19 protein-coding genes are annotated in these 17,952 nt (G+C 60.0%); 6 read left to right on the forward strand and 13 right to left on the reverse strand.

The annotated features are described in order from the left end of the window. The first annotated feature begins 113 nt into the window (after positions 1-113). On the forward strand, positions 114-1,034 hold the full coding sequence (locus C4K39_RS16405) for a sterol desaturase family protein (RefSeq protein WP_124346995.1): 921 nt from the start codon (positions 114-116) through the stop codon (positions 1,032-1,034). Here C4K39_RS16405 and C4K39_RS16410 read toward each other — a convergent pair. After that, positions 1,003-1,683: an AraC family transcriptional regulator gene (locus tag C4K39_RS16410; RefSeq protein WP_068579476.1), complete on the reverse strand. Its 681-nt coding sequence runs from the start codon at positions 1,681-1,683 to the stop codon at positions 1,003-1,005. The two genes, C4K39_RS16405 and C4K39_RS16410, sit on opposite strands and share 32 nt — an antisense overlap. Beyond that, complete coding sequence (locus C4K39_RS16415) at positions 1,684-2,811, reverse strand: glycerophosphodiester phosphodiesterase (protein WP_068579472.1); 1,128 nt, start codon at positions 2,809-2,811, stop codon at positions 1,684-1,686. Between the two features lie 245 nt (positions 2,812-3,056). On the opposite strand from C4K39_RS16415, the gene C4K39_RS16420 reads away from it, so the two are divergent. Next, complete coding sequence (locus tag C4K39_RS16420) at positions 3,057-3,392, forward strand: DUF2025 family protein (RefSeq protein ID WP_068579467.1); 336 nt, start codon at positions 3,057-3,059, stop codon at positions 3,390-3,392. Between the two features lie 46 nt (positions 3,393-3,438). Here C4K39_RS16420 and C4K39_RS16425 read toward each other — a convergent pair whose 3' ends face one another. Continuing rightward, a complete protein-coding gene (locus C4K39_RS16425; RefSeq protein ID WP_124346996.1) occupies positions 3,439-3,762 on the reverse strand; it encodes an antibiotic biosynthesis monooxygenase family protein in 324 nt (107 codons plus the stop codon). Further along, on the reverse strand, positions 3,759-4,478 hold the full coding sequence (locus C4K39_RS16430; RefSeq protein WP_124346997.1) for a CTP synthase C-terminal region-related (seleno)protein: 720 nt from the start codon (positions 4,476-4,478) through the stop codon (positions 3,759-3,761). Before C4K39_RS16430 ends, C4K39_RS16425 begins: the two co-directional genes overlap by 4 nt. A gap of 86 nt (positions 4,479-4,564) precedes the next feature. On the opposite strand from C4K39_RS16430, the gene C4K39_RS16435 reads away from it, so the two are divergent. Beyond that, the gene (locus C4K39_RS16435) at positions 4,565-5,443 is read left to right on the forward strand and encodes a LysR family transcriptional regulator (protein ID WP_124346998.1); all 879 of its coding nucleotides are present in this window, start codon (positions 4,565-4,567) and stop codon (positions 5,441-5,443) included. 15 nt (positions 5,444-5,458) lie between these two features. Here C4K39_RS16435 and C4K39_RS16440 read toward each other — a convergent pair whose 3' ends face one another. The 4 genes from C4K39_RS16440 to C4K39_RS16455 form a co-directional block, all read right to left on the reverse strand. Next, complete coding sequence (locus tag C4K39_RS16440) at positions 5,459-5,986, reverse strand: DUF1003 domain-containing protein (protein WP_068579456.1); 528 nt, start codon at positions 5,984-5,986, stop codon at positions 5,459-5,461. Positions 5,987-6,075: 89 nt separating this feature from the next. After that, complete coding sequence (locus C4K39_RS16445; protein WP_124346999.1) at positions 6,076-7,395, reverse strand: methyl-accepting chemotaxis protein; 1,320 nt, start codon at positions 7,393-7,395, stop codon at positions 6,076-6,078. A 351-nt stretch (positions 7,396-7,746) separates the two neighbouring features. Then, positions 7,747-8,817 (reverse strand): diguanylate cyclase, encoded by a 1,071-nt coding sequence (locus tag C4K39_RS16450; RefSeq protein WP_068579449.1) that lies wholly within the window; start codon positions 8,815-8,817, stop codon positions 7,747-7,749. Positions 8,818-8,989: 172 nt separating this feature from the next. After that, positions 8,990-9,598, reverse strand: coding sequence for a TetR/AcrR family transcriptional regulator (locus C4K39_RS16455; protein WP_124347000.1), 609 nt, complete (start codon positions 9,596-9,598; stop codon positions 8,990-8,992). A gap of 202 nt (positions 9,599-9,800) precedes the next feature. Between C4K39_RS16455 and C4K39_RS16460 the strand changes: the two genes are divergently transcribed. Continuing rightward, positions 9,801-10,859 (forward strand): MBL fold metallo-hydrolase, encoded by a 1,059-nt coding sequence (locus C4K39_RS16460; protein ID WP_124347001.1) that lies wholly within the window; start codon positions 9,801-9,803, stop codon positions 10,857-10,859. Between the two features lie 56 nt (positions 10,860-10,915). Here the strand turns inward: C4K39_RS16460 and C4K39_RS16465 are convergent, their stop codons facing one another. Next, on the reverse strand, positions 10,916-11,233 hold the full coding sequence (locus C4K39_RS16465; protein WP_068579442.1) for a transcriptional regulator: 318 nt from the start codon (positions 11,231-11,233) through the stop codon (positions 10,916-10,918). Positions 11,234-11,342: 109 nt separating this feature from the next. Continuing rightward, positions 11,343-12,125 (reverse strand): AraC family transcriptional regulator, encoded by a 783-nt coding sequence (locus tag C4K39_RS16470; RefSeq protein WP_068579439.1) that lies wholly within the window; start codon positions 12,123-12,125, stop codon positions 11,343-11,345. A 114-nt stretch (positions 12,126-12,239) separates the two neighbouring features. Here C4K39_RS16470 and C4K39_RS16475 point away from each other — a divergent pair, with 114 nt between their 5' ends. Further along, entirely contained in the window at positions 12,240-13,055 is an 816-nt protein-coding gene (locus C4K39_RS16475; protein WP_068579434.1) for a sulfite exporter TauE/SafE family protein, read from the forward strand. A 119-nt stretch (positions 13,056-13,174) separates the two neighbouring features. After that, entirely contained in the window at positions 13,175-14,332 is a 1,158-nt protein-coding gene (locus tag C4K39_RS16480; RefSeq protein WP_124347002.1) for a hypothetical protein, read from the forward strand. 11 nt (positions 14,333-14,343) lie between these two features. Here the strand turns inward: C4K39_RS16480 and C4K39_RS16485 are convergent, their stop codons facing one another. The 3 genes from C4K39_RS16485 to C4K39_RS16495 all read right to left on the reverse strand — a co-directional run bounded on the left by C4K39_RS16485 (position 14,344) and on the right by C4K39_RS16495 (position 17,802). After that, a complete protein-coding gene (locus C4K39_RS16485) occupies positions 14,344-15,324 on the reverse strand; it encodes a hypothetical protein (protein WP_124347003.1) in 981 nt (326 codons plus the stop codon). 234 nt (positions 15,325-15,558) lie between these two features. After that, positions 15,559-16,809 (reverse strand): ribonucleotide-diphosphate reductase subunit beta, encoded by a 1,251-nt coding sequence (locus C4K39_RS16490; RefSeq protein ID WP_068579426.1) that lies wholly within the window; start codon positions 16,807-16,809, stop codon positions 15,559-15,561. 729 nt (positions 16,810-17,538) lie between these two features. Next, positions 17,539-17,802: a DUF2790 domain-containing protein gene (locus tag C4K39_RS16495; RefSeq protein WP_083235997.1), complete on the reverse strand. Its 264-nt coding sequence runs from the start codon at positions 17,800-17,802 to the stop codon at positions 17,539-17,541. Positions 17,803-17,952 lie beyond the last annotated feature (150 nt).

Below are 17,952 nucleotides of genomic sequence, written 5' to 3' on the forward strand. Positions count from 1 at the left end.
CCAGCGCAACTTAATTCACCCTTAATTCCCGCCACCGATTGCGCCGTTTGTTCAAGCCTGTGGCCGTGGGTGGCCGGCAAGCTGCTGTCTCCTTAATGATGGAGACAAGACGGATGAAACGAATGCTTGCGTGGTTGTATGGGCCGCTGTTCTTTGGTGGTTTCATCGGCGCCGGTGTCTGGTGGATGGGTAGCGCGGGCGGCTCGGCAGCGGGCCTGCTCTGGCTATTCCTGGCGGCCCTTGGCGTGTCCTTCCTGGCCGAATGGGGTTTGCCCTATGAGCCCGCCTGGAACCGCTCCCACGGGGATCGGTTGCGCGACTGCCTGCACGCCGTGGTCAACGAGGGGTTGAATGCCATCGGCCTGCTGGCGCTGCCGGGGCTGGCGATGCTGCTGGCCCATGAGGGCTTGTGGCCCCGGGACTGGCCGCTCTGGGGGCAGTTGTTGCTCGCGGTTACCGTCGCCGACTGCGGGATCACCCTGGCGCACTACGCCAGTCACCGTTGGGCCTGGCTCTGGCGCCTGCATGCGGTGCACCACAGCGTGCAACGCATGTATGGCTTCAACGGCTTGCTCAAGCATCCTTTGCACCAGTTGCTCGAGGCTTCGGCGGGGCTGTTGCCGCTGCTGGTGCTGGGTATCCCGCTGCCGGTGGCGCAATTGCTGGCCCTGGCCATCGGTGTCCAGTTGCTGTTGCAGCACTCCAATGTCGACATGCGCCTTGGTGTGCTGCGCCTGGTGTTCGCCTGGGCTCCGGTGCATCGCTTTCATCACATGAAGTACGGTCGTGCCGGGGATGTGAACTTCGGTCTGTTCTTCAACCTGTGGGACGGGTTGTTAGGTACCGCTTTCTATCGACATGACTATCAGATGCGCCCGGGGGATCTGGGTATAGGCAGCCGTCCGGATTATCCGGTGAACTACTGGGGGCAATTGCTCGAGCCTTTCAAGGCCCAGCGCTACAGCGCCGAGCCCAAGGTGCCACAGGCCTTGCGCCGGCAGGTCAAGCCAGCAAACGCGTCTTCAGGGTCTTGAGAGCCTGGCCCGCGGTGATGCCGAACAAGGCCTTCAGCGTCCGGGAAAAGTGCGCGGCGTCGGCGAAGCCGGCGTCGTGGGCGGCCTGGGTCATGGGCATGCCTTGCAGCATCAGGGCCATGGCCAGGCGCAGGCGTCGCCAGAGCACCAGGCGCCGAACCGGCAGGCCCACGTCTCGGGCGAACAAGCGCTCCAGCTGGCTCAGGGAGACGTTGGCCTGGACCGCTAGCTGTGCCGCAGCGACTTTGCCATCCAGGGACGCGTCCAGTGCCTGTAGTGCGCGTTCGACACGCTGGTCGGCCATGGGCTGGCGTCGGCAAGTGCGCAGCGCTGCTTCCAGGTCGGGCAGCGTTGGCGTTACATCGCACATGCTCTGGTGCAGGTCCCGGGCATCGATCGACAGCGGTTCGGCATAGACGGTGAAGGCAGCTTCGGGAGCCTGGACGATGGCGTGGCGGCACAAGGCCTCGATCAACAGGTAGTGACCGCTGCGCCGTACGCCGTCCAGTTCCACGGTAACCGGCTGCCCGGGGGCGATGATCAGTTGGTGGGCGTAATGGGCATGGGCCGTGGTAGGCCCCATGTGCCCATGGACCAGGCCGAAGTCACGGCCCAGCCAGAGTTCGCCGTTCCAGCGCGAGGCAGGCATTCAGTAGCCGCTGGCCTCCAGCAACCGGGTGACGCTGGTGCCGGCCGGACGCTGGAAGTACTTGAGCAACTGGTCGCTACGGTTGGTGAAAATGCCATCGACCCCGGCGCCGATGACTTTCTGGAAGTCCACCGGTTCGTCGACGGTATAGACATGGACCAGCAAGCCCTGCTCGTGGGTGTACTGGTTCATCCAGGGTTGTACCAGGTCGGCGTAGCTCTGGTCGCCTCCAGCCGTGAGCGCGGCGGAAGGGCCAGTGCCAACGGCGCCCTGGGCCTTGGCGAAATCTACCCAGCGCTTGAACTCGGCCTGGTCCCGGGGTTGCTGGCGGGCATAGAAGGCGGCCTTGTCGGTTTCGCCGCTGCCGGCGAAGCTCTGCCCGGAGGCTGGCTCGATGCTGCCAGGCGCAAGCCACAGCAACAGCACCTTGGGTACCTGGGGCATTTCCTTGTGGAGCAGTTCCAGGCTGTGCTTGTCGAAGGTTTGCAGGACCACCTTGCCCTTGCCTTGGCCCACAGCCAGATCGCTCTTGGCCAGGGTCGACCCGGCCGGGCTCAGCCAGCCGCGGTCCTGGAGCTGTGCCTTGAGGTCATGCTCGATGCCTGGAAACAGCTGGGGTTCCTTGGTCTCGATGTAGAGCCCGGGCTTGTGCGCCGTGCTGCCCTGGGCGATGTCGATGATTTCATCCAGGGTGAGGATCTGCAGGCCGGCGAAGCCAGGCCGGGCGCGATCGGGGTGGGCCTGGTTGAACCAACTGCCGGCATCCAGGGTTTTCAGCTCGGCCATGGTGAAGGCATTGGCCGGGCTGTCCTTGCGCTCGGGGAACTTGCGCGCCACATCGGTGGTGCGTTGCAGGTTGTTGTCGTGCAGGGCGAACAGCACGCCATCCTTGCTGCGCTGCAAGTCCATCTCCAGGTAATCGGCTCCCAGGTCCCGGGCCAGCTTGTAGGAGGCGGCGGTGGACTCGGGGGCATCGAAGGAGGCGCCGCGGTGGGCAATTACCGCTGGCCGGGGAATACCCTGGCGGGCCGCCAGGGCTTCGGGGTCAGGTTGTTCGGCGGCCTGGGCCAGGCCGCAGGCGAGCATCAGGCCCAGCATCAGGGCGCTGGGGGTGAAGGTTGCTGGCATGCTCGAAATCCTTTCGTGGGGGCGGGTGCAGGGGGTTATCTTTTAGCAACTCAATGACGCTTGTGCTATCGCCAGAGCGACATGTATCGCTCTGATTCGCATCTTTCACGGTTTTTCCCGGCGCTTTGCAGTAATCTTGGGCGCCGCAGTTTCCCCATCAGAGGGAAGCCTGAGAACATCGCTTTCCTTGCCTCGCGTGTAGACCATCGATCACCAGCCCTGTGGCATCCACAGCGAGGTTTACCATGAGCATCACTTCCGAACTCATCTGCCAGGCCGCCGACCAGCTCAAGGGCTTTGTCGGCCTCAATCGCAAGACCGGTCGCTACATCGTGCGTTTCAGCGAAGACTCCTTCGGCATGGATGTGGCCGATGACGCCATAGTCCCGGCCAGTGAATTCGTCTGGGCACGGGTGTCCGACGAAGCCATGAGCCTGCGGCGTGAACAGATCCAGTTGCTGCTGGACCAGAACATCGACGATCGGATCAACATCAGTGAACCGTTGCGGGTGTACATGCGCCGCAGCGACCTGCCGGAAATCCAGGCCGTGCGCAGCCTGCTGCCGGGCGGCCAGGGCTGATCCTCCACCCACTCCCGGACCTTCTCGACGAAGGCCGGGAGCGCTCTCATTCACCGAAGCTGTAGGCCCGCTCGACCTTGCTGATCCGGGTATGGAATTGCCGGTACCAATGGCTGCGGCCGCGTTCGCGGATGGTGCTGTGCTCGGCGTGCTGCTTCCAGCCCAGGATCGCCTCCTCACTGCTCCAGTAGGACACGGTGATACCAAAACCGTCCGCGCCGCGTGCCGATTCCACCCCAAGAAACCCCGGCTGCTGGCGAGCCAGCGCCAGCATGCGCTCGGCCGCCTGGTCGTAGGCGGGATCGGCTTCACCGCGCTGGGAGCTGAAGATCACCGCGTAGTAGGGCGGGGCAGGTGTGCCAGCGCTCATGGCTGCACCTCCAGGCAAGCCTGGAGCAGGGCTCGGGCCAGTGGCGGAGTGTGGCCCAACAGTGCGGCTCGTTCGGGTTGGAACAGTGTGGCGACGAAGAATGGATGATCGTCGAGTTCCACGGCGCGCAAGTCTCCCTGGCTGTCGTGGCCGGTAGGGCGCAGGGCACCGCTGAACAGGGCGCTGGCGAACTCCGGGTTGACACCGTAGCGGCAGTGATAGCCCTCCTCGATACTCTGGCTGCCATAGGCCTTGGAGATCCGGCTGTCGGCGTGCAGTTGGATCAGATTGCGGGTTTCCACCAAGGCGCAACTGAGCAGGGACAACACTGCGCGTTCGGCTTGCGGCGCGGTTTCGGCATGTTCGGCATCGGCCCAGCCCAGTACATTGCGGGCATATTCCAGCAGCGCATGCTGGAAACCACCGCAGGTGCCGAGAAAGGGCAGCTGGCGTTGCCGGGCGACACGGATCGCCAGCAGGGCCCCGTCCATGTTGCGGTAGGGGCTGCCGGGCACGCACCAGACGCCATCGAAGCCTTCCAGGCTTTTTTCGTCTTGCAGCCGCTCAGTGGCTAGCCACTGATAGTCCAGATCGGCTCCCACTTCGCTGGCCGCGTGTTGCAAGGCCAGGGACAATGCCTGGTGCGCGATGATCCGAGGATCGTGATCTCCCACCAGGGCGATGCGAATCTTCGGCGTTTGGGGGTGTGGGGGCATGGGGACTCCTGTTGCGCATGGGCTTGTGGCGGGGTGATGGCCACTATAGATTGGCGTTCACGCAATCAATATTGGCGTTACCCCAATTGATCAGTGCATCAGCGCAATATCAGCTGGACTATCCCGACCTGGCCCTGGTGCTGGCCCTGGTTCGTGGCGGCTCCCTGGCCCGTGCGGCGGCCTTGCTCAAGGTGGATGTCTCGACGGTGTTTCGTGCCGTACGCCGGCTGGAGGCTGGGCTCGGCCAGCAACTGTTCGACAAGAGCCGCGCCGGGTATCTGCCCACCAGCCTGGCCCTGACCCTGGCCCAGCAGGCCGAGGCCGCGGAACAGGCCCTGGAGGCGGCACGGGTGGGCGTGGCCCAGGGAGGGGAAGTGATCAGCGGCACGGTACGGCTGACCTGCACCGACTCGGTGTTGCAGAGCCTGCTGCTACCGGCTTTGGCGCGGTTCATGCCGAACTATCCGGCGCTGGTCATCGAACTGTGCACATCCAATGACTTTGCCAATCTCAACCGGCGCGATGCCGATATCGCCGTGCGCCTGACTGCCACGCCGCCCGAACACCTGGTGGGGCGCTGCCTGGGGGCGGTGTCCTATCGGTTGTATGCCAGTTCGGAGTATCGGCAGCGCGTGGATTGCAGCGATCTGGCACAGGTGGCCTGGATTGCACCGGATGATTTTCTACCCGATCACCCGTCCGTGGCCTGGCGCCGCCAGCAGTGGCCGGGGGTGCAACCGGCTTATCGTTGCAACAGCATGCTGACGGTCGCTGAGCTGGTGCGAGCTGGGCTTGGGGTTGCGGCGCTGCCGGACTTTCTTATTGGCGAGGGGAGCCTGGTGCCATTGAGCGAACCCTTGGGGCAGGAGACCGCCCTGTGGTTGCTGACCCGGCCGGATTGCCGGGCCCTGCGCTCGGTGGTCACGCTGTTCGATGAACTGGCGCGCCATCTGCATTGGGCCTGATGGCCTGGCCCCGAACTAGCTCTTGCGTACGAAGTGCTCATGCATTTCGCTGGTGAGGTTCTCGATGCGTTCGGTCAGTTGCTTGGTCATCTCTGTCAGGCGGGTGTTCTGCTCCAGTAACTCCAGGAGCTGCGTGGTGGTCTGGGCGGCCTGGGCCTGGCGTTCGCTGTTGGCAACGGCCAGGGCCTCGCGGTGCTGGGCATCGGCGTCGGCCTGGGCCTTGTCCCGTGCGGCCTGGCGAGTCTGGGCCAGGAGGATCAGGGGTGCGGCATAGGCCGATTGCAGGCTGAATGCCAGGTTCAGGAGGATGAAGGGGTAGACATCGAACTGGGTGAGCCCGCTGAGGTTCAGGGCGACCCAGGCCAACACCACCAACGTCTGTGCGCCGAGGAAGGTGGGCGTACCGAAAAACCGGGCGAAGGCTTCGGCCTTCAAGGCAAAGCTGTCAGTACCGAAGGTCGGTGCCAGGTGGGCATGGGCACGATGAAAACGCAGGTGGTCGGTGTTCGGGGTGGGGGTGTCCGGGGTATCGCTGGAACGCATGATGGCCTCCGCCAGGCTCTGGAACGTCGGGCCACTATAGCCCTCCAGGCCGCTCCCGACGCCACTATCGACGCCGGGAAAGCCTTGCCTCAGAGCGCGCCGCGCTCCGTGGCGAAGGTGCTTACCGCGTCCACGGCCTCGCTGGCGCCGTTGCGAATCTCCAGGATCGCGGTGCCGGCCTGGTCGGCCAGTTGCACGCCCTTGGCTGCCCGTTCCCGGGTGCTATCCATGCTCTTGATAGCCTGCAGGGTCTCGTTCTGGATCATGTCGATCATGCTGGAGATTTCCGCTGTCGAGCCGCTGGTGCGTGCAGCCAGTTGGCGAACTTCATCGGCGACTACGGCGAAGCCACGTCCCTGTTCGCCGGCCCGGGCGGCTTCGATGGCGGCGTTGAGGGCCAGCAGGTTGGTCTGGTCGGCAATGGCCCGGATGGTGTTGACGATGGCGGTGATCTGCTCCGAGCGCTCACCGAGCCGGGCGATCTGCGAGGAGGAGTCTTCGATGTTACTGGCGATCTGGCGCATTTCGTTGGCGGCTTCCTGGATCACGCCGGTGCCTTGCTCGGCGACTTTGCGGGTCTGGACCGAGATGTGGTAGGCCTGGGCTGCGCTCTGGGCGTCGCGCTCATGTTTTTCCACCTGCTCGGTGACGTCGGCGGCGTACTTGACCACTTTGCACAGGCGCCCGGCGGCGTCGTAGACCGGGTTGTAATTGGCTTCCAGCCACAGGGTCCGGCCGAGCTTGTCGATACGCTCGAAGCGGCCATTGAAGAATTGGCCCTTGTTCAAGCGGTTCCAGAAGTCCTGGTAGCTGCTGCTATTGGCCAGTTCCGGTTTGCAGAACAGGCGGTGATGCTTGCCCTTGATCTCGGCCAGGTTGTAGCCCATGCGACTGAGAAAGTTGGCGTTGGCATCGAGGATGGTGCCATCGAGATTGAACTCGATCACGGCCATGGCCCGGTCGATGGCGTCCAGCTTGTTCCGCGCCTCGACTTCTTCCTGGATCCTGGCGGTCACATCCAGAGCGTACTTGATCACTTTGTAGACCTTGCCGGACTCATCACGAATAGGGTTGTAGCTGGCCTCCAGCCACAGGCTCCGGCCATCGCTGGCGACGCGTTCGAAGGTACCGGATTCGAAATGGCCGTCCTTCAGGCGTGACCACAACTTCTGATAGTCACTGCTGCGGGCGTATTCGGGGGTGCAGAACATCCTATGAGGTTGGCCCAGGACCTGGTCGTCGCGGTATCCCAGGACCTTGAGGAAGTTGTCATTGGCCCGCAGTACGGAGCCGTTGATATCGAACTCGATCACGGCCATGGAGCGTTCGATGGCTCCCAGCATGCGCGATTGTTCGGCGATGGTCCGGTTGAGGGCATCGATGGTCTTGGCGTGGCGATTGAATAGCATGTTGGCTGGTGCTCTGTGGGAGAAACGTTGCGTCGATCCCTATGGAGTGCGCCTGCAGGCCGAATGCTCCCTGACATCCGGCACTATCTGCTCAATGCCAGCGTTCCATGGCTGGCAGAAAAACTCGCAGCGATGAAGCAGACGGTGCTTAGGGTGGGCACCGTGGCTGCATCAGCGGCTGGGTGCCGGCTGCGAGTCGATTTAGTTGGGGTTTGGGCTACTGCAGTGCTGTACAGGAACGGCAGGCACTGTGGCAAAGTGGCGGCATTATGATGGCAGTTGTCCCTAAAAATCCAAATAAACTTATACAAAAATATTCTTACTTCCTTTTTGTATAAGTTTTCTAGCCTCTTATGCCATTTGTGCTTGCACGAGATGTTCCATGTCGTCGTTGCTGGCGATGCGGTTGCGCCCACAGTGTTTGGCCTGGTACAGGGCCTGGTCGGCAGCATGGAGCCAGCTCGAAGGATCGAGGTAGGCCGGCCTGAAGGCGGCGAGGCCGATGCTCAGGCTGACTTGCAATTCCGCTACCTGTGGATGTCGATACTGGTTGAACACCCGGCGCAGGCGTTCCATGACCTCCAGGGCCTGTTGATGGCTCATGCGTGGCAGGATCACACAGAACTCGTCGCCGCCGTAACGGCCGGCCAGATCGTCATGGCGCAGGTTGCGTCGCAGCTCATTACTCAGGTGGCGCAATACCGAATCTCCCACGATATGGCCGTAGGTGTCGTTAATGGCCTTGAAGTGGTCGATATCGATGAGGGCGATGCTGGCTTCGATCTGGCGCTGCTGGCACTTATGGAACTTGATGTGCAGCAGGTCTTTCCAGGAGCCGTGGTTGAGCAGGCCGGTGAGGCTGTCGGTGCGACTCAGGGCGCTCAGGGCCCGCTTGTGTTCGTGCAGCTTGATCGCCAGGCGATAGCAGACCATACCCACCGCTAGCGGATAGAGGGTCAGCATGGGTAGGCAGGCGTAGATTTGCAGTGCGCTGATCTGGGTGTTGAAACTGGCTCCAAGCAGGGCCCAGGACAGCAGTATTCCGCCGCACTGGACCAGACCGCCACGGATAAACAGTCGCAGGCCGCCTGCCGCCACGTTGTTCATGGCCATCATCGACAAGATGGTGACTGTCGGTAGTGGATTGAACTGCATGGTCGCTGCCCAGAATCCGCCGAGCAGCGAGTCGTAGAGCATGTTGCGTCGCTCTGCCTGGTAGGGAAAGGCTGAGCGCGTGGAGAGTTGGCAAGCCAGATGCGGCCAAAGCAGGCCGTGGAACAGCAGCAGGGCCCATACCCAAGCGGGGAGTGGTAGGGGATAGATTGTGGCGCAGACACTGATGCTGCCGATTCCGAGGCCGATGATCCTTGGCCAGTAGATGCGTCGGGCGAATGAAAGGCCCTTGCCGCGTTGGTTTTCCATGATTGCTGCACCAGTTCTTGTAGTGAAACGCGTTGTTACGTTTCTGCGGCTTTTCCGTTTATCGGATCACTCTGATGAATATTGTCATTTATTCCAGTAGGAATAATCAGTGTCCTTCGAAGCCATTTCATCGTGTTCAAGAGCTGGAGAGCCGTGCGGGGTACGTTTGGTTTCAGGCCTGGTAGTGGTTGAGGAACATGTCCAGGGCCGATTCGATGACCCGGGTTTGCATATCCGCGGTCAGGGGCGGTTGGCCCAGGCTGATCTGGGGCCAGAAGGCGAAGCTCTTGATAAGGCCGTGTATCTGCTGGGCGGCGATCTCCACATCCAGCGACTTGAGTTGGCCATCGGCCAGAGCGGCGCGAATCCATGCGGTCAGGCCTTCTTCCCGTTCACCCAGGCGCGCCACCATGTCCTGCGCTCGTTGCGGTGAATGGATAGCGGCGGCTATGGCCACCCGGGCGAGGTCCAGAAAATTCTCATCGGCTAGCAATCGCAGCTTGGCCTGCAATAGTTGTTCCAGCTGTTCGCGCAAGGGGACGTTGCTACGGTAGGTGATTTCCGCCTGTGCGCTGATACTGGCCCAGAGCTTGTGCAGGATCTCGGCGAACAGCTCCTCCTTGCTCGGAAAGTGGTTGTATACCGTGCGTTTGGAGACCCCGGCCGTGGCGGCGATCTTGTCCATGCTGGTGAGGTCGAAACCATTGGCGCGGAACTCGTTGATCGCTGCCTGGATGATGGCTTTGCGCTTGAGGTCGGTGAGGCGCTTCGGAGCTGTCATAAATTGGGTTCAGTCAGGGTGGGCGGTGAAAGCACTCGGCAGTCTACTTCGTCTTAATCTTGTTGCAATGCAGAAACTACACTGTGTAGTGTAGTTCGTCTTCGGAGCAACGATGGCCGGCTGATGTTTGCTGGCCTGGGCCGATGAATCGTTTTGCAGAGCAACCTCGGAACCTAGTCACGTTCCATGGAGTCGTTGAGTGATGGCCACTGTCTCGTCCAGCGTCACCCCTGTTTCCCGTCAGGAAACTTCTCGCCAGGAGCAGGGGGCCTTTCGTAACCATGCCCCTGTGCGTCGCGCCGGCTTTGGCAAGACGCTGCAGATATTCTGGAACATGTTGTTCCACAAACCCCGCAATACTCGCCCGGCTGGGTCCATTCCGGTCCACTCCCTGACCCGCGAGCAACTGCTGAAAGCGCCTGACCACAGCGTTTATCGCCTTGGGCATTCCACGGTGTTGCTGAAAATGCGCGGAAAATTCTGGATTACCGATCCGGTGTTCGCCGAGCGTGCTTCGCCCTTTCAGTGGGCTGGTCCCAAGCGCTTTCATCAACCGCCCATCAGCCTGGAGGCGTTGCCTGAAATCGAGGCGGTAATCCTGTCCCATGACCATTACGACCATTTGGATCATCAGGCAGTACTGGCTCTGGCAAGCAAGACCCGGCATTTCCTTGCCCCGTTGGGAGTGGGTGACACCTTGATCAAATGGGGGGTGCCTGCCGCCAAGGTGCGGCAGTTGGACTGGTGGCAGGGGTGTGAAATCGGTGGCATCTGCTTTATCGCTACGCCATCTCAGCACTTTTCCGGGCGTGGCCTGTTCGATGGCAACCACACTTTGTGGGCATCGTGGGTCATGATCGATGGATTGACGAGAATCTTCTTCAGTGGCGACACCGGCTACTTCGATGGCTTCAAGCGTATCGGCCAGCAGTATGGACCCTTCGATCTGACTCTGATGGAAACGGGGGCCTATAACGTTGAATGGCCCCATGTGCACATGCAACCAGAGCAAACCCTACAGGCCCATATCGACCTGCGAGGCCGTTGGTTGCTACCGATCCACAATGGCACCTTCGACCTGGCCATGCATGCCTGGCATGAGCCGTTCGACCGTATCCTGTCCTTGGCCTGGGAGCGCAGCGTCAATATCACCACCCCGCAGATGGGACAGGCGTTCAGCCTGACGCAACCCGATAGAGGCACAGCGTGGTGGCTGGAGGTGGATGGGACGCTGGAACAGCAGGAAGGGGCATCCGCCTGATTCGATACGTCTGGTACACCCGGCGTCCCTCTGGGTAAGACTGGCCAGGACAGGGATTACTCGATCATGGCGTAGTCTGGACGTTCCATGGGGTTGGGGGTTGCACCCTTGATGTTCATGCCACGGCCGGGGGTAAAACCTGGGAAAAATACCAGGCCCTGGCCTTCGAGGCAGAACGCCAGAGCCAGGCGCGTCACATCACGGACTTCGTAGCCGGCTTCGAAACGCTGGATAGCTTGTATCGAAACCGTGGATTCACGAGATAGACGCTCCATGTCCCAGTCCAGCATGTCACGTGCCTGGGCACAGTGTTGTGGGGTGAACTGATAGAGCGCGATACGTTCCAGGGTGATTTTCATCGCTAAAGACGCCATGGCTTTCTCCGGAAGGTCGATTCGTTGGAATTACTGTATGTATATACAGTAATTGGATTTCCAGATCAAACTCGACTGTGGATGCTCTATGGCCCTTGGTCGTGGGGCCTTACCTGGCGTTTGGCTCCAGCTGATTCAGGTAGGTGGTCGGAGACTGTCCAAGTACCCGACGGAACATGGTGGAGAATGCGCCAGGGCTGTCGTAGCCGAAATCCAGGGCGATTCGTGTCACGCTCTCTGCCGCTGCCAGGCGTGCAAGGGCCTGGACCACACAGGCCTGCTGTCGCCATTGGGTGAAGCTCATTCCTGTCTGCTGGCGGAATCCTCGATTGAATGTACGCAGGCTGACATGCAACTGGTCTGCCCAATGCTGTGGGGATTGATGGATGTCGGGGTGTGCGAGAAAGGCCTGGCACAGTTGCAGCAGGGGGCGAGCAGCCGGAAGTGGGATGTGCAGGGGCAGTGGAGGGCACCGTTGCAGTTCGAGCAATAACAGTTCGATCAGCAGCCCATCGCGTCCTTGCCGATCGTATTCAAGTGGGATCTCCACCGCCTCCAGCAGCAATTGACGCAACAGCGGCGAGACCCGGATCACCTGGCAGCCGCTGTTGCCCAGCGGAGCCGCATCAGGCTCGATGTACAGGCTGCGGGTGCTGACCCCGAGCATCAGCACTTCGTGCTCCACTTCGGGTGGTATCCATACCGCTCGCTGGGGAGGCACTACCCAGTTCCCCTGGTCGGTACCCACTTGCATGACGCCGGTGGCTCCATATAGCAGCTGCGCCCGCCGATGGCGGTGGCGTGGCAGACGTTGGCCATCGGCGTAATCGGTGCCAATGGCCAGCACCGGGCGTGGTGTCTGGTCCAGTTGGTCGACAGGAATATTGCGCATTCCGAGACGTTCCATAGTTGGCGTAAACGCCAACATTATTGGCCGACTTGCTAAAGTCGGCCAAGCGCCTGCGTTCTATCGTCTGGGTATTCCTTGGCTGATGGATGCTGCTCGATGTTCTATCTACTGCTGGCACTTTTTGGTTGCATGACAGGCATCAGTGCCGTGTTGTTCGGTTTCGGCGGGGGCTTCGTGGTGGTGCCACTGTTGTACTGGATGTTGCTGGCGAGCCAGGGCAGCGGTTCCGCGGCGGGGCAGGCGGCCATGCATATTGCCGTGGCCACCTCCACTTGCGTGATGATAGTCAACGCATTGGTTGCCAGCCGCCGACACCAGCGCGCCGGCAATCTCATCCGGCATTACCTGTGGCCACTGGGCGGGTACATTGGCCTGGGGGCGGTGTTTGGTGCGGCAGCGGCCATGTGGGTCAGTGGCGAGGTGATCCGCTACGCATTCATCGCTTATTTGGCAATCACCATTGCCGATTGCCTGCTGCGGCGTGGCTTTCTCGACCAGGCAGGTGGGCAGGAGGCACGTCGGCTGGGGGGCGGAGAAACCATGTTTGGTGGTGTCGGCATAGGCGTTATCGCCACCTTTCTCGGGGTGGGTGGCAGTGTGATGACGGTGCCGCTGCTACGTCGTTGCGGCCTTACCATGACCCAGGCCACTTCCATGGCCAACCCCTTGAGTGTGCCAGTGGCGTTGGCGGGTACAACTACCTACATGCTGCTGGCGGGGTTCAGTCGCTTCGACCTGGGGCCCTGGTTCGTCGGGTATGTCGACTTGCTGGCGTTTTCGGTGCTGACACTGGGGTCACTGTTGGGTATTCGCCTGGCTACGCCTTGGATCGGCCGCATCCCGGACCAGGTGCATGCGCGGGTGTATATCGGATTACTGTTGCTGGTGCTGCTGAGCATGTGCCTGAAGTGACAGGCGCGTCACGCTCGATGGCTCGATTGTGTTCTGAGGGCAGTCCATAATTGCCGTCAACTACTCTGGCCGGGATTTCCTTTGGGAAGTGTTCCGGCGTCCAATACAAGGAAGTTTCCATGTTCAATGGACTGATGCGTTGGCTGTTTGGTGGCCTGTTGGTTTCGCTTCTGGGGGCGACTGCCCAGGCCTCCTCATCCAGGCAGATTCTTGTCGGCACCTTGGGCAAGATGCCAATCGTGATGGAAATCAGCACCAGTGATCCGCACAAGGTCACGGGGCGTTATTTCTACCAGAAGTACCACCATGACCTGCCCCTGGCGGGCTCGCTCGAAGAGCAGTCGCTGCAGTTGAGTGAAGGTCGGGAGAGTTATGCCGAGGATGCATCACCCCAGGCAGCTTTCCAGTTACAGCGAACTGCCGATAGCTGGCAGGGCCAGTGGCAAGGGGCCAATGGCAAGACCCTGGAGGTCCGGCTGGCACCGGCCAGTGCGCAGGAACCCAAGCTGGGCACATTGCCGTACCTTGCGAAGTTGTACCGGGAGGACCTGTATGAGTACCTGCGCCTGCAAGGCCTGACGCTCAAGCAGGGCAAGCAGCAGGACTTTATGGGCTACACGCTGCAATGGTGGAGCGAACCCTCATCGAACCTCTCGATGTTCAAGGTGATAGCCGGCTATCCGCAAGACCGGCAAGAGCAGCTCAACCAGTTGCTGATGGAGCGCTTGTGGCGTGAGGTGGGGGGCTACCACGAGTGCATGCTGGAGGCTGGCAAGGGGGGCGAGTTCATACAGAGCGTCAAGCCGCGGTTCTTCTCCTCGGCCGTGCTCAGTGTCAGCATCGCTACCAGTTACACCTGTGGCGGTGCCCATCCGGACTTTGGCGATTCCCCCTTGAACATCGACGTGAACAGTGGCCGCGACCTGTCCCTGACGGATGTGTTGTGGGTTGGAAAAGGGCAGCCCTTGAAGCAATCCGAGCATAGCGCCCTGTATGAGTACAACACGCAGCAGCTGGCACCCTGGCTGGTCGAACAGTTCACGGCCCTGCATCCTCGTGAAATGCGCGAGCCAGCCAGCGAGGACGAAGGCTGTAACTACAGTGACGCCGGTGTCTGGGGTGATAACAGTTGGTACTTCACACCCAGGGGCCTGTTCATCAGTGCTCACTTCCCCCGGGTAGAGCGGGCTTGCGACGGGCCGCAGTGGGCCGTGTTGCCGTACTCGGTAGTCAGGAAACACCCTGGCGCGGTGGCGTTGGAGTTGCCCAAACGCTGAAAGCCGCGAGGTTACTTCGCCTCCACGCCCGCAGCCTCGCGGATTATGAAGTGATCCAGGTTCTCTATATCGGCGCTGAAAACCCCGAAGCTCGCTTCGGGGTTTTTCTTGCTCGGCACATGCTTGAAGGCCGGGGTCACACCATAGAAGAAACAGTACAACTCGCGCTGGTTATCGATGGCGAGCTTGATCTCTTCGAGGAAGGCCTTGTGCTTGCGATAGTTGTCGATCAGTTTCTTGCTCAGGTAAACGTTGACTGAATATGGCTTCTTCCTGGCTTCGCCTTCTGCCTTGAACCAGACTTTCTGCTCGAAGTCGATGCGAAAGCTTTGGGTGTAGTCCTTGATCTGCTTGATCTTGCCCCAGTAGATCAGTCCCTTGTTGTCCTGCAGGTACTCGATCTTCTTGAAGAACGAGGCATAAGAGGCGGTGTGTTCGCCGATCTTCAGCGGCATGCGCTTGAGCAGGTCCTTGTCGTCGATATTCGATACGAAACACTCCACGGGATGAGCAAAGATGCTGGTTGTGTCTGGAGTGTCTCGCCGCTCGGGATGGGGGCGAAAAGCCTGGATTGGAGCGATTGGTCGGTTTTCGTCGGGGGTGTTTTTCGAGGTTGTCGATAGCGTTGGTTTACGCACGTATTCGCGGCGAGTCAGCAGTAGTTCCGAAGGAAAATGCTCCTCACGATCGTTCTCGGCCTGTAGACCGTCTATGTTGCCGCCGGTTTTGCTGGCGCCGTAGGGGCAGCCCTCCATGTGCCGGGTCGTGGTCAGGTTCTTGAAGTGCGGTGTGCGAATGTAATTGACGTTCTTGGCGTTGAAGGTACCCAGTTCATTACTGGCTTCGAACATCATGCGACATATGTCGTTGGGGCACTGGAAGTGCTCCTTGGCGGAGTCGAAGTCCACGGTCTCATCGAAATTCAGGTCCCGTACGTCATAGATCGACAACTTGTCGTCGAGGCTGATGCAATAGGCGACATCGAATTTCATGGGGCTTGGGTCCTTGAACGATGGAGAGGATTTTATAGCGGCAAGGCTCGCAGGCTGCATCCATTGTTTGTTCTTTGCCAGTTGTCTCCTGTGTAGCTGTCATGGCAGGAGCCGTCGTAGCTACCGGGATGTATCGGGTGTTCGAGCCCAATAAAAAGCCCTGACCAGGTCAGGGCTTTTTCATTCATTCGCCGGCCCTATATCCGGGCCAGGGGTTCAGGCTCGCTGCCCGAATCAGTCCCAGCTCAGTGCACCACCGGTCTGGTATTCGATTACACGGGTCTCGAAGAAATTCTTCTCTTTCTTCAAGTCCATGATTTCGCTCATCCATGGGAATGGGTTGGTGGTGCCTGGGTATTCTTCCTTCAGGCCGATCTGCGACAGGCGGCGGTTGGCGATGAACTTGAGGTAGTCCTCCATCATCGCGGCGTTCATGCCCAATACACCACGTGGCATGGTATCGCGAGCGTACTCGATCTCCAGCTGGGTGCCCTGGAGGATCATCTGGGTGGCCTCTTCCTTCATTTCGGCATCCCACAAGTGCGGGTTTTCGATCTTGATCTGGTTGATCACGTCGATACCGAAGTTCAGGTGCATGGATTCGTCACGCAAGATGTACTGGAACTGCTCGGCAACGCCGGTCATCTTGTTGCGGCGCCCCATGGACAGGATCTGGGTGAAGCCGCAATAGAAGAAGATACCTTCCAGTACGCAGTAGTAGGCGATCAGGTTGCGCAGCAGTTCCTTGTCGGTCTCGACGGTACCGGTGTTGAATTCCGGGTCGGAGATCGCACGGGTATAACGCAGGCCCCAGGCGGCTTTTTTCGCTACCGATGGGATCTCGTGGTACATGTTGAAGATCTCGCCTTCATCCATGCCCAGGGATTCGATGCAGTACTGGTAGGCGTGAGTGTGGATCGCTTCCTCGAAGGCCTGGCGCAGGATGTACTGGCGGCATTCCGGGTTGGTGATCAGGCGATATACAGCCAGGGCCAGGTTGTTGGCGACCAGGGAGTCGGCAGTGGAGAAGAAGCCCAGGTTGCGCATGACGATGCGACGCTCGTCGTCGGTCAGGCCTTCGACGCTCTTCCACAGGGCGATATCCGCGGTCATGTTGACCTCTTGCGGCATCCAGTGGTTGGCGCAGCCGTCCAGGTATTTCTGCCAGGCCCAGTCGTACTTGAATGGCACCAGTTGGTTGAGGTCGGCACGGCAGTTGATCATGCGCTTTTCATCAACGGCGATGCGAGCGGAAGAGCCTTCCAGCTCGGCCAGGCCTTCAGCGATGTCCAGTTCATCCAGGGCTGCCTTGGCACGGATCACGGCAGCCGAGTCGGCGCTAGTCACGGCACGAGCTTCGAGAGCTGCGGCACCACCAGCGCTGTCGAGACGGTCCATGGTGGCTTCAGAAGCCTGGCCACCGGCATTGCTGCCCTTGACCGTGGTTTCGCTTTCTTCTTTGTCGAATTCGTCCCAGCTCAGCATGACGTGTCGTCTCCTGCTTGAGGGCCAGATGCCCGTGTGAAAATGAATAAAGTTGGCTTTTCACACGGCGCTACCGGCCGCGTTAAATCATAAGAAATCGTTTGTTGCAGCAGTGACGCAGGCAATAAACAGAAATTCGTCTGCGGGTGCCTCGAGGCTGCTGGCCGGTGGAGCTGGGTGTTTCAGCTCCGGCGTGCGATGCAGCAGGTCGTTTTCCATCCGGTAAGGGAATGTTGCAGTCCCGTTTTGAGGACGCATTATAAGGATTTTTTCAGGGGCGTGGGGTGACCGATGGGCGCAGGCGGGCCCAAGAAAGGCGATGAAGAAGGGCAGAGCGCGGGTTTACAAGGCTTTGCTCGTTGAAGATTTTTTTTGTGGTCGATGAGAAATGGCTTTTTTTGATCAATAAATGATCAAATTTACTAGATGTTGTGTTTTTGAAAGCCTTTTCAAGGTTTTTGACACAACTCAATATCTTCGCTCGTACGCTTCGAGAAGCTCCCTGGAAGGAGGCCAAGCGCCATCAGCCAGGGGCGTGGTGGGGCTCTCCAGGTGGAGCGCCAATGGCTTGCGTTCTGATTTGAATCTTTGGGGTAATGCATGCGATGGCCGTGGTCGCATGCCGTGGGGTGATGCTCGGTACTCCCTCGGGTAGGGGCTGGCATCCATGCCGCAAGACGGATTTCTTGCGGCCGGCAGTCATCAAGGTGTGTGCAATGAACTCGGCGATTAGCCGTTAGAGCAACCGTTGCCCATAACTCGGTATTGAAGAATATGCCGCTGGCCTTTGGAGTCTTCATATTCCATGCGAGCTGGTACAACTTCACATACTTCTGGAACTTCGCTCATGGAAATAACTTTGGCGATGTCCAAGTCAGTGGAGTAACTATATTCCTCTACCGGTACTTGCTGGTTGGCGACATCAGTCGGGATCTCACCAGCCATCGCGGTAGCGCACAGACTGCTGAGGGCCAGAACTAATAAAGCTTTCATTTGCGTTTTACCTATCTAAGGTCGTGTGGGGTCGCGCAGCCCTTTTGAGGCTGCGTGTGGAACTTGAGTAGAAGTTTGATTAACTGCCTTCGTGGGGGCTGTAACTTGGTTAATCAGTTGCCTGTTTGGCGAGGCTGATTTTAGGCGTGG

Source organism: Pseudomonas sessilinigenes (genome assembly GCF_003850565.1).
Lineage (GTDB): Bacteria > Pseudomonadota > Gammaproteobacteria > Pseudomonadales > Pseudomonadaceae > Aquipseudomonas > Aquipseudomonas sessilinigenes.